The 13570-nt window shown below is 62.3% G+C and carries 13 protein-coding genes; 3 read left to right on the forward strand and 10 right to left on the reverse strand.

Going from position 1 to position 13570, the window contains the following annotated elements; all coding sequences use genetic code 11:
* The first annotated feature begins 45 nt into the window (after positions 1–45).
* A complete protein-coding gene (locus NKH57_RS07685; RefSeq protein WP_352943191.1) occupies positions 46–477 on the forward strand; it encodes a TerB family tellurite resistance protein in 432 nt (143 codons plus the stop codon).
* A 45-nt stretch (positions 478–522) separates the two neighbouring features.
* A complete protein-coding gene (locus NKH57_RS07690) occupies positions 523–1008 on the forward strand; it encodes an NUDIX domain-containing protein (protein WP_352943157.1) in 486 nt (161 codons plus the stop codon).
* Between the two features lie 59 nt (positions 1009–1067).
* Here the strand turns inward: NKH57_RS07690 and NKH57_RS07695 are convergent, their stop codons facing one another.
* The 5 genes from NKH57_RS07695 to NKH57_RS07715 form a co-directional block, all read right to left on the reverse strand.
* Complete coding sequence (locus NKH57_RS07695; RefSeq protein ID WP_352943160.1) at positions 1068–2690, reverse strand: ABC transporter ATP-binding protein; 1623 nt, start codon at positions 2688–2690, stop codon at positions 1068–1070.
* Positions 2687–3556: an ABC transporter permease gene (locus NKH57_RS07700; RefSeq protein WP_352943163.1), complete on the reverse strand. Its 870-nt coding sequence runs from the start codon at positions 3554–3556 to the stop codon at positions 2687–2689. The genes NKH57_RS07695 and NKH57_RS07700 overlap by 4 nt, the downstream gene beginning before the upstream one ends.
* Positions 3553–4500 (reverse strand): ABC transporter permease, encoded by a 948-nt coding sequence (locus NKH57_RS07705; protein ID WP_352943166.1) that lies wholly within the window; start codon positions 4498–4500, stop codon positions 3553–3555. The genes NKH57_RS07700 and NKH57_RS07705 overlap by 4 nt, the downstream gene beginning before the upstream one ends.
* Positions 4501–4756: 256 nt before the next feature.
* Positions 4757–6235: an ABC transporter substrate-binding protein gene (locus tag NKH57_RS07710; protein ID WP_352943169.1), complete on the reverse strand. Its 1479-nt coding sequence runs from the start codon at positions 6233–6235 to the stop codon at positions 4757–4759.
* Positions 6236–6398: 163 nt separating this feature from the next.
* Positions 6399–7679, reverse strand: coding sequence for an acetylornithine deacetylase/succinyl-diaminopimelate desuccinylase family protein (locus NKH57_RS07715; RefSeq protein ID WP_352943171.1), 1281 nt, complete (start codon positions 7677–7679; stop codon positions 6399–6401).
* A gap of 221 nt (positions 7680–7900) precedes the next feature.
* On the opposite strand from NKH57_RS07715, the gene NKH57_RS07720 reads away from it, so the two are divergent.
* Complete coding sequence (locus NKH57_RS07720; protein WP_352604942.1) at positions 7901–8329, forward strand: L,D-transpeptidase; 429 nt, start codon at positions 7901–7903, stop codon at positions 8327–8329.
* A gap of 70 nt (positions 8330–8399) precedes the next feature.
* Here the strand turns inward: NKH57_RS07720 and NKH57_RS07725 are convergent, their stop codons facing one another.
* From NKH57_RS07725 to NKH57_RS07745, 5 genes are read right to left on the reverse strand one after another with little or no spacing between them, the layout of a single operon-like run.
* A complete protein-coding gene (locus tag NKH57_RS07725; RefSeq protein WP_352943194.1) occupies positions 8400–9383 on the reverse strand; it encodes a lipid A biosynthesis lauroyl acyltransferase in 984 nt (327 codons plus the stop codon).
* Positions 9384–9396: 13 nt separating this feature from the next.
* Positions 9397–10425 (reverse strand): zinc-binding dehydrogenase, encoded by a 1029-nt coding sequence (locus tag NKH57_RS07730; protein WP_352943175.1) that lies wholly within the window; start codon positions 10423–10425, stop codon positions 9397–9399.
* A gap of 35 nt (positions 10426–10460) precedes the next feature.
* Complete coding sequence (locus NKH57_RS07735; protein WP_352943178.1) at positions 10461–11738, reverse strand: beta-ketoacyl-ACP synthase; 1278 nt, start codon at positions 11736–11738, stop codon at positions 10461–10463.
* A 51-nt stretch (positions 11739–11789) separates the two neighbouring features.
* On the reverse strand, positions 11790–12980 hold the full coding sequence (locus tag NKH57_RS07740) for a beta-ketoacyl-ACP synthase (RefSeq protein WP_352604936.1): 1191 nt from the start codon (positions 12978–12980) through the stop codon (positions 11790–11792).
* A 56-nt stretch (positions 12981–13036) separates the two neighbouring features.
* Positions 13037–13318, reverse strand: a complete 282-nt coding sequence (locus NKH57_RS07745; protein WP_023757698.1) for an acyl carrier protein — start codon at positions 13316–13318, stop codon at positions 13037–13039.
* Positions 13319–13570: the final 252 nt, after the last annotated feature.

The raw sequence follows: 13570 nt of genomic DNA on the forward strand, positions 1-13570 counted from the left end.
CGATTCCGCGCTACCTCTATGAAGAGGAATCGGAAAGGGACCATGATGTCGTTCGCATTGCTGGACCAGATACGTCAGATCTTCGACGGCGACCCGGGCGTGCGCAAGGTGGCGGACGATCCGGTTCTGTCGGCGGAACTATTGATGCTGTTTCGCATGATCCTGGCCGACGGGTCGGTCAGTGAGAGCGAGATGGTGGCCTTCCGGCGCATCTGCAAGGACGCCTTCGGAATTGCGGAAACCAGCGTCGACAGCGTCATCCAATATCTCAACGAGTTCGGCTACGAGACCAATGGCTCGCAAGCAATTGCTCTGTTCCGTGATCTCGACATCGAACGACGCAAGCAATTGGCCCGTCATATGGCTGACATCGCCAAGGCGGATTCCCAACTGGCCGAGAGCGAGGTGCGCCTGCTGCGCCGCACGCTCGACCTGCTCGATATCAACCCGGTCGATTTGGTGAAGCCGGAAGGCTAGGCATTGCCTGGGCAACGGTTCGCTGACGTCAAAGGGAGTATTCAAATGGCCTTTGCCGACAGCTATCTGGGACAATTGCGGGCGTTGATCGGAAGCCGTCTGGTGTTGATGCCGGGTGCGCGCATCGTCATCGAACTCGCCGACAGCCGCATCCTGTTGCAGAAACGGACCGATTTTGGCCTGTGGGGCCTGCCTGGCGGCAATGCCGAGGAAGGCGAGGGCCTGGAAGCGGTGGTGATCCGAGAGGTACTCGAGGAAACCGGGTTGATCGTCAGTGATGTCGAACCATTCGGGTTCGGCTGCGACCCGCACTATGAAACCTTCCAGTTTCCGAATGGCGACCGCGCTCAGTTCTTCGCGCTGATGTTCTATACGCGCTCGTTTGAAGGCGAGCCGGCGGTCGCCGATGACGAGAGCACCGCTGTCGGCTGGTTCGCGCCCGACGGCTTGCCTGAAATGCTACCCAACATGGCGCGCAGCATCGACGCCTACCTCCGATTCAAGGCCACCGGAAAATTCCAGATGGTCTAAGAGGTTTTGCTTTGTGCATGTCGTTCTCCCAAAACCGGGGCCACTTTGGGCGACATGCATTAACCCTGCTCGCGCATCCGTTTTGCAATCGCCCGGTGCAAATCAGGAGCGGCACTGACAAGCACCTTGGCCGCCTCGGACTGCGGGTGGTCGAGCACCTCGCTGGTCTTGCCGCGCTCGACTATCTTGCCGTCATGCATGACCAGCACCTCGTCCGTGATGGCGCGGGCGACGGTCAGATCGTGGGTTATGAACAGATAGGCGATGCCGAGCTTCTGGTTGAGCTCGGCGAACAGATCGAGGATCTGGGCGCGGATCGAAACGTCGAGAGCCGAGACCGGCTCGTCGGCGACGACCAGTTTCGGCCGCGTGATGATGGCCCGGGCGATCGAAAGACGCTGGCGCTGGCCGCCCGAAAACTCGTGCGGGTATTTGTCCATGTCGCGCTGGTCGAGGCCGACTTCATGCAGCGCATGCGCCACCATCTCGCGGCGCTCGGCGCGCCTCGGCTTCTTGTCCAGCACATGCAGGGGTTCGGCGACCAGTTTCTCGACTTTCTGGCGCGGGTCGAAGGATCCGTAGGGGTCTTGAAAAACGACTTGCATGTCACGACGCGCCGGCTTCAGCTCGGCTTCGCTCTTGCCGGTGATGGTTTCGCCGCGAAACCGGATGGTGCCCGAGCTTGGCCGGTCCAGCGCCAGGATCATGCGGGCGAGCGTTGACTTGCCGCAGCCGGAGCGGCCGACCAGCGCCACCGACTGACCCGGCGCCATCGACAAGGACACCTGGTCGACGGCGCGGATATCAGGCGCTCGCCTGAATAGCGAGGTGCGCCGACCGGCATAGTCGCGGGTCACGCCCTCGACCTGGAGCAAAGGTCGGCCCGTCTCGAGACCATGCGGCTTCGAGCGCGCCGGCACATGGATCGAGGCCTGCGCCAGCTGTCGCGTGTAGGGATGGAGTTGTTCGGACAGCGTGCGCGCCGTGTCACCGGTTTCCATTACCTCGCCGCGGCGCAGGATGGTGATGCGGTCCGCCATCTCGGTCACCACGGCAAGGTCGTGCGAGATCAGCAGCAGCCCCATGCGGCTCTCGGCGACGAGGTCGCGCAGGAGGTCGAGGATCTGGGCCTGCAGCACCACGTCGAGAGCCGTGGTCGGCTCGTCGGCGATCAGGAGCTTCGGCTTCAGCGCACAAGCGATGGCGATGACGACGCGCTGGCGCTGGCCGCCCGACAGTTCGTGCGGATAGCGCGACATTGGGAATTTCGCCGAGGGCAAGCCGACCCGGTCGAGCATTTTTCGCGCCCGGTCTTCGGCTTCGGCGCGGCTTGCCTTGGTATGCCAGCGAATGCCTTCGGCGACCTGTTCGCCGATGGTCTTGACCGGATTGAGCGCCGTCATCGGCTCCTGGAACACCATGCCGATGTCATCGCCGCGCAGCGCGCACATCTGGTCCTCTGTTGCTGCGAGGAGGTCGATGCCGTCGAATGTGACGCGTCCGGTAGCGCGCGCGGCATGGGGCAGAAGCTGCATCACCGTCAGCGCGGTCATCGACTTGCCCGAGCCGGATTCGCCGACCAGGCCCATCACTTCGCCGGGCGCGACGGAAAGTTCCATACCCTTGAGGATCGGCGTGTCGCCGATGGTCAGCGAAAGGTTCTTGATGTCGAGCAGGCTCATCGCTGCCGCCGCGATTTTGGATCGAGAATGTCGGCGATACCGTCGCCCAGGAGGTTCAGCCCCAGCACGGTGACGACGATCGCCATGCCCGGAAAGATCGCCATCCATGGCGCCACCACCATCCGGGTCTGCGCGTCGAACAGCATGCGGCCCCAGCTCGGCATTGGCGGCTGGGCGCCCAGGCCCAGATAGGAAAGCCCGGCCTCCGCCAAGATGCCCAGCGCGAACTGGATGGTGCCTTGCACCAGGAGCAGCGTGGCAATGTTGGGCAGCACATGTTCGATGGATATCTGCGTGCTGCTCTTGCCGGCGGCGCGCGCGGCAAGAATGAACTCGCGCGGCCAGATCGCCAGCGCGCCGGCCCGGGCGACACGGGCAAAGACCGGTATGTTGAAGATGCCGATGGCGATGATGGCGTTGACGGCGCCGGGCCCGAAAATAGCGGTGATCATGATCGCCGACAGCAGTGCCGGGAAGGCGAAGACGAGATCGTTCAGCCGCATCAGCGCCTCGTCGACGAGGCCGCCGCGTGCCGCGGCAAAGGCGCCGAGCGGCACGCCGACCCCCATGCCGATGCCCACAGCGACCAGCGCCACGGCAATCGAATTGCGTGCGCCGACCATGACCATCGACAGGATGTCGCGACCGAAATGGTCGGTGCCGAACCAGTGCGCCAGCGAGGGTGCTTGCGTCTTGTCTGAGATCAACAGTTTCGTGACGTCGTAGGGCGTCCAGGCATAGGAGACGACTGCCATTGCCAGGATCAGCACGGTGATGACGAAACCGGCAACGAAGGCGGTGTTCCTGAATGCCTTGGCCAGGATGGTGCCGAAGGTCTCTTCGGGAATGTCGATGTGCAGCGTCATTGCCGGGTTCTCAGGCGCGGATCGACGACCGCATAGGAAAGGTCGACGAGAAGGTTGACGGCGATGACGGCGGCGACCAGCAGCATGACGACGCTTTCGACGACGATCGGGTCGCGCTGGGTGATTGCCTGGAACACCAGCCGGCCGAGGCCGGGCAGGTAAAAGACATTCTCGATGATGATGGTACCGGCGAGCAGGAAGGCGAATTGCAGGCCCAGGATGGTCAGCACCGGGATCATCGCGTTGCGCAGCGCGTGCCGCCACAGGACGGCGCGATAGGGCAAGCCCTTGGCGCGGGCGGTGCGGATATAATCCTCGTTCAACACCTCGATCAGCGCCGAGCGGGTGACGCGCGCCAGGATCGCGGCTTGCGGCAAGGCAAGTGCAACCGCCGGCAGCAGTAGTGATTTCAGCGCCAGCCAGATGCCGGCACTCCAGCCGGGAAAGCCGCCGGCCGGAACCAGCCGCAGCCAGACGGCGAACACATAGATCAGCATCAGGGCGAACCAGAAATTGGGCACGGCGACGCCAAGCTGTGCGGCGCCCATGGAAATCGTGTCACCGACGCGCCCATGCCGGCTGGCCGAAAACAGGCCAACGGGAATGGCGATCATGGTGGAGAGCGCAAGCGCAATCAGCGCCAGCGGCAGCGAGACGGCAAGCCGCTCGCGCACCAGGTCGATGACCGGCACCGAATAGGTATAGGAGCGGCCGAAATCGAGACTGAGCAGGCCGCCGGCCCAGTGAAGATAGCGCAGGGCCACTGGTGCGTTGAGGCCCATCTGGTTGCGCAGCAGTTCGACCTGGTCGGCGCTGGCGTTCAAGCCCAGCATCAGCCGTGCCGGATCGCCGGGCAGGACCTCCAGCACGGCGAATACCACCATGGAAGCCAGGATCAGAGTGGCGATGGCGATGGTGAGGCGTTTTAGGAGATAGGCGGTCATGGAAGGTCGGCGACCGCTGTTTTGCCGGGGGCAGGCAAGAGGTGACGATAGCGTTCTACGGCGCCCCCCTCTGTCCTGCCGGACATCTCCCCCTCAAGGGGGGAGATTGGAAGTTTCAGCGCCGGTGGCACAAATACAGCGTTGATGATTGGCGAAAGCAGCAGCGAGAGCGCAATCTCCCCCCTAGAGGGGGAGATGCCCGGCAGGGCAGAGGGGGGCGCGAAGGAACGCAAGGGTCGCCTTTTGGCCAGCAACCTCACTCGCTCCACTTCACCTTGGTCAAATCATTGGCCTGGATGGGTGCGTTTTCCCACAGGCCTTGCAGCTTGGCGTCCCAGACGCCGACCTTGGGCAGTTCGAAGAGGAAGCCGACCACGGCATCGTCGGACAGGATCTTCTGTGCCTGCCCGAGCAATTCCTTGCGCTTGGCCTCGTCGGAGGTGACGCCGAGATCGGCGATCACCTTGTCGAAGGCCGGATTGTCGTAGTTGAAATAATAATCCTTGCGCGAATAGATATCGATGTCGTTGGGTTCGGTGTGGGAGACGATGGTCAGGTCGTAGTCCTTCTTGGTGAACACCTGATCCAGCCACTGTGCCCATTCGACCGGGATGATCTCCAGATCGATGCCGACGTCGCGAAGCTGGGAGGCGATGATCTCGCCGCCGAGCCTGGCATAGGCGGGCGGCGGCAATTTCAGCGTCGCCTTGAAGCCGTTCTCCAGCCCCGCTTCCTTCAGCAATTCCTTTGCCTTGGCGATATCATGCGGATAGCGGCCGGTGAGGTCGACATAGTCCTTGTTGGCAGGCGACATGTGCGAGCCGATCGGCACGCCGAGGCCGGCCGAGGCGCCGTCGATGATCGCCTTGCGGTCGAGCGCATAGGAGATCGCCTGTCTCACCTGCAATTTGTCGAAGGGAGACTTCTTGTTGTTGATCGACAGGATGGTTTCGCCTTCGGTCGCGCCGATCACCACCTTGAAGCGCGGGTCGTCCTTGACCTGCGCGACGCTGTCGGGATCAAAGAAGGGAAAGGCCTGGATATCGCCGGAGAGCAGCGCCGGCACGGCGGCCGCGGCATCCGGAACGATGCGGAACTCAGCCTTGTCGAGAGACGCCGGCGTGCCCCAGTAATTGTCCGATTTGACCAGGGTGATCGAGGATCCCTTGGCCCAGCTCTGGAATTTGAACGGGCCGGTGCCAATCGGCTTCTCCTTGTTGGTGTCGGCCGTCTCAGGCGCCACGATCACCGCGTCGCCCCAGCCCATATTGTAGAGGAAGGAGCCTTGCGGGTTCTTGAGCGTTACCTTGACCGTTGCGGGGTCGACGATTTCGACGGTGTCGATGGCCGCGAACAGGCCCTTTTGCGCATTGACCGAATTGTCGGCGCGGGCACGGTCGAGCGAGAATTTCACGTCACTAGCATCGAAATCGGTGCCGTCGTGGAATTTCACCCCGGTGTGCAGCTTGAATGTGTAGACCTTGCCGTCATCGGAAATGGTCCAGCTTTCGGCCAGATCCGGCAGCACTTCGCCATTCGGCCCGATGCGGGTCAGGCCCTCGAATACGTTGGCGTAGAGAACCTCATCGATTGCCGCGGCAGCACCTGCGGTCGGATCGAGATGTGGGGGTTCGAGCGCGATGCCGATGACCAGGTCGGTTCGCGCGGCAAACGCGGAAGTGCTGGCGGCCAGTGACAGCACTGCGGCGGCCAGGATGGTTCTCCACAATTTCATCGTGCAACTCCCCATGCGTTTCAGACAGGTGCTCAAACCCGGGCGATAGAAGCGTGATTTCGCCGCGGAGTAAATTGCGTTTCGTTCTGCCCGTTGGCATCGTCAGGAATGTTTTTGTCCTGGCGGCCCTATCGGCAGGTCGAAGCTTGTCGCGATACGCGCGTTATCCCGCGGCTGTGCCGCGCAGCAGCACGTTGAGCCCGATCGCCATCACCTTGGCCGCTTCCACCATGTCCGATATCCCGACCCATTCGTCCGGCCGGTGGGCGAGGTCGAGAATGCCTGGACCATAGGCGATGCAATCGTAGATGTGGCCGATGCGGGCAATGTGCTTCTGGTCGTAGGTGCCTGGCGAGATGACGTAGTCGGGTTCGCGGTCGAACACCGCCATTATGCCTTGCGCCACCGCCTTGACCACCGTCGCGTCGCGCTCCGTCATCAGCGGCAGCACTTCCATCAGGTCGCGGATTTCATAGTCGAATTTTTTCCGCTCGCGTTTCAGGCGGTCGAGAATGCCGGTCACTTCAGCTTTGACGGTATCGAGATCTTCCTCGAGCAGGAAGCGACGATCGATGGTCAGGCGGCAGGAATCGGGTACGTTGGGCGACGGCAGGCCTGGCCGGAAATCCTCGGTCTGGCCGCCATGGATCGAATTGATGTTCATGGTCGAGCGTTTTGCTCCTTCGGGCACGACCGGCATGCGCGTCATCTTGCGGTCGAGTGCGGGGAACAATTCGTCCTCGAATGCCCTTAGCACGGCGCCCATGTGACGCACCGCATTGTCGCCGAGGAACGGCATTGAGCCATGCGCGATCTCGCCCTTGGTCTCGATCTCCGCCCACCAGACTCCACGATGACCGAGACAGATGCGATCCTTGTTCAGCGGCTCGGGAATGATGACGTGGTCGACCCTGGGTTTCGAGAAATAGCCGAGGCTGGCCAGATGGGCCACGCCGCCGAAGCCACCGGACTCCTCGTCGACCGTGCCGGAGATTTCGATAGCGCCGGGAAAGTCGGGGAAGACTTCCAGGAAGGCCTCGGCGGCGATGATCGAAGCGGCCAGGCCGCCCTTCATATCGCAGGCGCCGCGACCATAGACCTTGCCGTCCCTGACGACACCGGCAAAGGGATCGACCGTCCAGCCGTCGCCGGCTTCGACCACATCGATGTGCGAGTTGAAGTGGACGCAGGCACCGGGCGACCTTCCGTCGAAACGGGCAACGACATTGACGCGCGGGTAGCGGTCGGTGTCGCCGGGCGTGCCTTCGGCGCGAATGAATTCGGTCTCGAAACCGCTCTTCTTCAGCCGCGCGCCGAGATATTCGGCGCATGGCTGGTAGGCATCGCCGGGCGGGTTGATGGTGGGAAAACGGATCAGATCGGCGGTCAGCGCGACGACATCGTCGCGCCTGATATCGATTGCCTGGAGGAGTCGCTCGTTCATGCGCAGAGTTGAGCAACGATCGTCTTGATTTTGCAAGCCCACCGGTGACCAAGCCCGAGCGGCGTGTCGTTGCGGCAACTATTGCGGGAAATCGTTCAAATTGGCTGCTTTGGATTGGCGAATTGGTCAAGGAGTGTGTGTTACCCGGTTCACCTGCCATTAAAAAGGTGAAAACAACGTGATGGCAGGCAAGTAAGGGGCAATCAAAGGGGTTTGATCGCATGAAAAAGACAGTTCTCATGGCGGCCATTTTTGTCGCGATGCTGTTCGGTGCTTCGGGGCAGGGCTGGGCAGCCAGCCTCGTTGCAAACATAGACGTGTCGTCGCAGACGATGACGGTCAGATATGGCCTGTCGGTTTACCGGTGGAGCGTGTCCACCGCGCGTCCCGGTTATTTCACGCCGCGCGGCAGCTATAAGCCGCAGCGTACGGCACGGATGTGGTATTCGCGCAAATACCATATGTCGCCGATGCCATACTCCGTCTTCTTCCATGGCGGCTATGCCATCCACGGGACCGGTGCCGTCAGGCAACTCGGTCGGCCGGCGTCGCACGGCTGCGTGCGGCTGCACACGGCCAATGCCGCAACCTTTTATTCGATGGTGCGGGAAGTGGGTTTCGGCAACACGCGGATTGTCGTCACCAACTGAAGCGATTCAGGTTCGCTGAGGTGGGCATAATCTGCTGGTGTAGGACTAACCTCCTCGCCAGCGGCTCGGCTTAAGCGTTTGCGGCCGGATCAGGCTTCGGCCGGCGCTTTCGCCGACCGCCGCCGATCTCCCACCTTTTGTGGAACCACATCCATTGGCCGGGATCTTCGCGTACCCAGCGTTCGACCACGTCGTTGAGATACTGGGTGGTGGAGCGGACATCGACGCTTCCGTCAGCGGTGCGCGGCAATGTCAACTTGTCCTCGATCTCGAGCCGGAAGCGGTTGCCTGGCAGCCTGACGCAGCGCGCCGGATAGACGTCGCAGTCGTAGTGACGGGCAAGAGTGGCTAGCACCCGATTGCTTTGGCAGGGGCGGCCGAAGAATGTCGTATCCAGGCCGTTGGAGAATTTCTGATCGACAAGGATGCCGATGTTGCCGCCATTCTCCAGGACCCCTGCCAGCGCGAACGAGGCGCCGGCCATCGACGGCAGCAATGAGCCCATGGTCGAGCGACGCGTTGAGAGGATGTAGTCGGCGAGATAGGGATTGTTGGGCGGCCGAAACAGCGCCGTGATGTTCATGCCGAAGGTCGCCGCCGCCACCGGCAGCAACTCGAAATTGCCGAGATGGCCGGTGAAGACGATATGCGGCTTCCGTTCACCTGCGATCTCGACGAAATGCTCTGTTCCCTTGACCTCGACGCGGCCGGGCTTGCTGGCGGCAGGATCGTAATCGAACAGGGCGTCGAGAAAGATGTATTCGGCGGCAAGACGAGCCATGTTGCCCCACATGTCGGAGGCGATCGCCTGGATTTCGGCTTCGCCCTTTTCCGGATAGGCCTTGCGCAGATTGTCGACGGCGACCTGATGGCGTCCCACCCAGGGGCCGACGCGGCGTGCGACGCGGTCGGCGAAATTCAGCGCACTATCGGCCGGCAGCAGACGCAGGATCGAGATGATCGTCATCGCCGCGCGCGCAACCAGCCAGTAGTTGAGCTGGCGCAACTGCCTGCCATAGCGAAATTTGAGGTCCCGGCGAAACTTCTTGAACACAGAGGTCAAGGCTCTAGCCGACGCGCAGGATGATCTTACCGAACACGTCGCGGCCTTCCATGCGCTTCAGGGCGGCATCGATACCGTCGAAGTCGACCTCGGTGTCGATGACCGGTGCGACCTGTCCTGCCGCCATCTTCTGCATGGCGTTGGCCATGTTCTCCATGCGACAACCGAAGGAGCCGAGCAGTTTCAGTTGCTGCTGGAACAGCTGCATCAGGTTGATCTGCGTCGACACGCCGGAGGTCGAACCGCAGGTCACAAGGCGGCCGCCACGCTTCAGGCACAGCATCGAGGCGGCAAAAGTATCGGCGCCGACATGCTCGAAGACGACATCAACGCCCTTCTTCTTGGTCAGCTTGCGCACGACACCCTCGAAACGGTCGTCACGGTAGTTGATGACATGGTCTGCGCCGAGCGCCTTGGCCTTGTCGATCTTGTCGTTCGAACCGACCGTGGTGATAACAATGCAGCCCATCCGCTTCGCCAACTGGATAGCCGCCGAGCCGATGCCGGATCCGCCGGCATGGATGAGAATGGTCTCGCCGGGTTGCAGCCTGGCATTGTCGAACAGCATGTGCTCGACAGTACCGAAGGTGACGGGCGCCACCGCGGCACCGACGTCGGTCACGCCGGGTGGCGCAGGAACCAGCAGGCGAGCCGGCAGGTTGATTTTCTCCTGCGCGAAGCCGTCGAGATGGAAACCGTGAACACCCGAAACATGCTCGCAAAGATTGTCTCGGCCTTCGCGGCAGGCTCGGCAAAGCCCGCAGGTGCGGGCACCATAGATCGACACCAATTGTCCGGGCAGCAGGCTGGAAACACCGGGGCCGACCGCTTCGACCTCGCCCGAAGCTTCCGCGCCGACGACCAGGGGAAGCTTGCGCTTGGCGAACGCCATGCCGCGCCAGCCCCAGACGTCGATGTGGTTCAGCGCCACCGCCTTGATGCGCAGCGTGACTTCGCCGAGTGCCGGCGGTGGGGGAGGCGGCAGGTCCACCGTTTCAAGACGGCGGTCCTCGATAAGTTGCAATGCGCGCATGGGGCCTGTCGGTCAGTCTGGCTGAAAAAGGTCGCTTAGACCGGTTCCCGCGCCATGACAAGGCAAGTGTTCTGGCCGCCGAAGCCGAAGGAGTTCGACAGAACCGTGCGAACCTCGGCATTGCGCTTCTTGTTCGGCACCACGTCGAGCACGATCGCGGGGTCCGGATTGTCGTAGTTGATGGTCGGCGGAATGACGCTTTCGCGCATCGTCATCAGCGAGAACGCCGCCTCGACTGCGCCCGCCGCCGACAATGTGTGGCCGATCATCGACTTGTTCGACGAGACCGGCATCGAGCCGATCCGCTCGCCGAACACCGTCGACAGCGCCAGATGTTCCATCTTGTCGTTTTCCGGTGTCGACGTGCCATGGGCATTGACATAGTCGATCTCGGCTTCCCTCAGGCCGGCGTCGGCGAGAGCAGTGCGAACCGCGGCGATGGCCGGCGAAGCGTCGGGCTTCGAACGGGTGCGGTGGAAGTCGTCGGCCTTCTCGCCGCAACCGCCCAGGATACCGAGGATGGTCGCGCCGCGAGACAATGCCGCTTCGAGCGATTCCAACACGAGCGCCCCGGATCCCTCGGCCAGCACGAAGCCGTCGCGGTCCTTGGAGAAAGGCTTCGATGCCTTTTCGGGAATGTCGTTGTGCGTGGAGAGCGCCGAAAGCAATGAGAATCGGATCAGTGCCTCGGCGGTGGCAGAGCCATCGGCGCCGATCGACAGCGCGCGTTCGCATTCGCCGCGTCTAATCGCCTCGACACCGAGCTGAATCGCGGTGGCACCCGAAGCGCAAGCCGTCGACAGGGTGATCGGCAGGCCGCGTGTGCCGAGGCGTTCGGCAAGGCGGTCGGCAATCGAACCGAACTGAGTCGTCTCGAAGATATCCAGCTCTTTCAAGCTGCGCGCCACCCGAAGCAGTTTTTCGGCGGCGGTGTCATCTTTGTCCTTGCCGGAATTGTAGAGCGAGAAGCGCTCGGCCCAATCGAGTTCGACCGGTGGCGAGGCGAGGAAGAGCGGTCCGCCGAAATCGCTGGAATCAAGACCGGCTTCGGCCACCGCTTCAAGGCCCGCAAGCTCGGCCAACTCGTATGTGAGGGGGCTGGCGCCCTGCGAACTCGACGGCAGGAAATCGACCATGCCGGAGATGCGGGTGTTCAGTTGATCGATCGGAAAGCGCGTGATCGGGTGGATGCCTGACTTTCCCGAGGTCAACGCCGCCCAATTGTCTGTCTTGCCGACACCAAGCGAGGTCACCACGCCGATGCCGGTGACGGCGACAATCGGCCTGCCCATGTGATCGTTCAGATTGGCCATCCGGGAGTTCTCGACTTCTTATCGTTGCAGCATGGATTGCGGAGCGCCGTCTCAGGCGGTGTTGACCAGCGCCATGCCCTCGAATTGGTGATAGCCGACCGCCGTTGCAAGGACAGTTGCGGGAACGCCTTCGAACGGCTTCTCGGCTGCGGCATCAAAAACAGGATAGGCGGCCCTGCGGTGGACAGCGAGAGCCGCCAGCGCTACGGCGAAGGGAAACTGTGCTTCCTTCATGTGTCCGGTCAGCGTCGAGAAACCGCGCGCTGATATCGCCGGATTGGCATCGAGTGCTGCTTTCTCGGCTGATGTCGCGGCATGGGCGCCCGATGCGCCCGACAGGGCCAGCAATTTGCCGTTCGGCAATACAGCCTGCTTGAGCAGCGCGGCGATCGCCATATCGAGTTCTCCTCGCTGCCGCCTGGCGCGGCCGGAGACCACCGGCCCGAGCTCGGCATAGATTTTGCGCCCACGGCTTATCGCGTGTTCGCGCTGCTCCAGCACCAGGAAAGCGCCGCCAGACCCGGTCACGACGCCGCCGCCCTCGCCACCCTGTCTTTGCCAGACGGGTTTCCACGGGCCGCGATGCAAATAGCCGGCAAGCTCATAGCCCAGCAGCATGTCGGAATGTTCGGTCTGGAAGGCGCCGCCGACCAGGATGTGCGTCGACTGGCCGGAACGGATGCGTGCGGCGGCGGTCTCGACGGCGGCGACGCCGGCACCTTCCTCACCCATGAAAGTTCTGGACGATCCCGTCACCTTGTGGACGATGGAGATGTTGCCGGCGAGCAGGTTGGAGAGTTGGGCCAGGAACAAAGTAGGCCGCAATTCGGTGGTCAGCTTCTCGTTGAGCAGCACGTCGCGGTCGTTGCGGCTTTCCGAAGCGGCGAGAATGGCAGCATCGACCGCCTCGTCGCGCTCGCCGCCACCGGCGGCGACGACCATGTCCATGGTTGTGCAGAGTTCGTCATTGCCCTTGATGCCGGCGTCGTCCAGTGCAAGTCCCGCGGCATAGGTGCCAAGCCTCTGCCAGGTTTCCATCTGGCGCTGGTCGCCACGCTTGGCGATCTGCAGGTTCCAGTCAATCTCCGGCAAAGGATGGATAGTGTAGGGCGAAAAGCGCGCGGTTTCGAGCACCGGTTCCAGGCCCGGCTGCGCGAGCTTCTGCCAATGGGCGTCCGGACCTTCCCCCAAGGAGGAGACCAGGCCGATACCAGTGATGATGACGTCGCGGGGGCTGCTCATGGGCGGCTTTGTGGGTCAGGCGGCAGAGCGCGTCAAGGTCGCGCGCTCAACTGACGTCAGGCGGTTTTGGCGGCGACCAGTGCGTCGATCTTGGCGCACAAGTTCTTCATGACGAAGTAATCGTCGGTCGAAGCCTTGCCGTCATTGACCTCCTGGGTCCACTTTTCAAGCGGCACCTTGATGCCGAATTCCTTGTCGATGGCGAAGACGATATCGAGGAAATCGAGGCTGTCGATGCCGAGATCGTCGATCGTGTGGCTCTCCGGGGTGATGGTGTCGAGATCGATCTCGCTGGTGTCGGCAATGATCTTGGCGACTTTGTCGAACGTGCTGGACAAGGGCTTTTCCTTCGGTTGCGGGCGGAATCTGTCCGCATCTGGTTTCGGCGCTGTCTAATCGGTTTTTCCCTGCAGGAAAAGGCCTCATACGCCGGGCGCAGATGGGAACCCGCTCTGCAAAGGCAAGAAGGGGGGCCCGCGGAACGCGCGCCCGTGCCCTGAAAGTAGGTAGTGCGAGTGTGGTTGGGCTATTAAAAAAAGATCCAGACAAACCGAATGAGAGTGTTTTAGTCGGGGTGGGGGGGATAATAT

The sequence above is a fragment of the Mesorhizobium sp. M1050 genome, assembly GCF_040318715.1.
Lineage (GTDB): Bacteria > Pseudomonadota > Alphaproteobacteria > Rhizobiales > Rhizobiaceae > Mesorhizobium.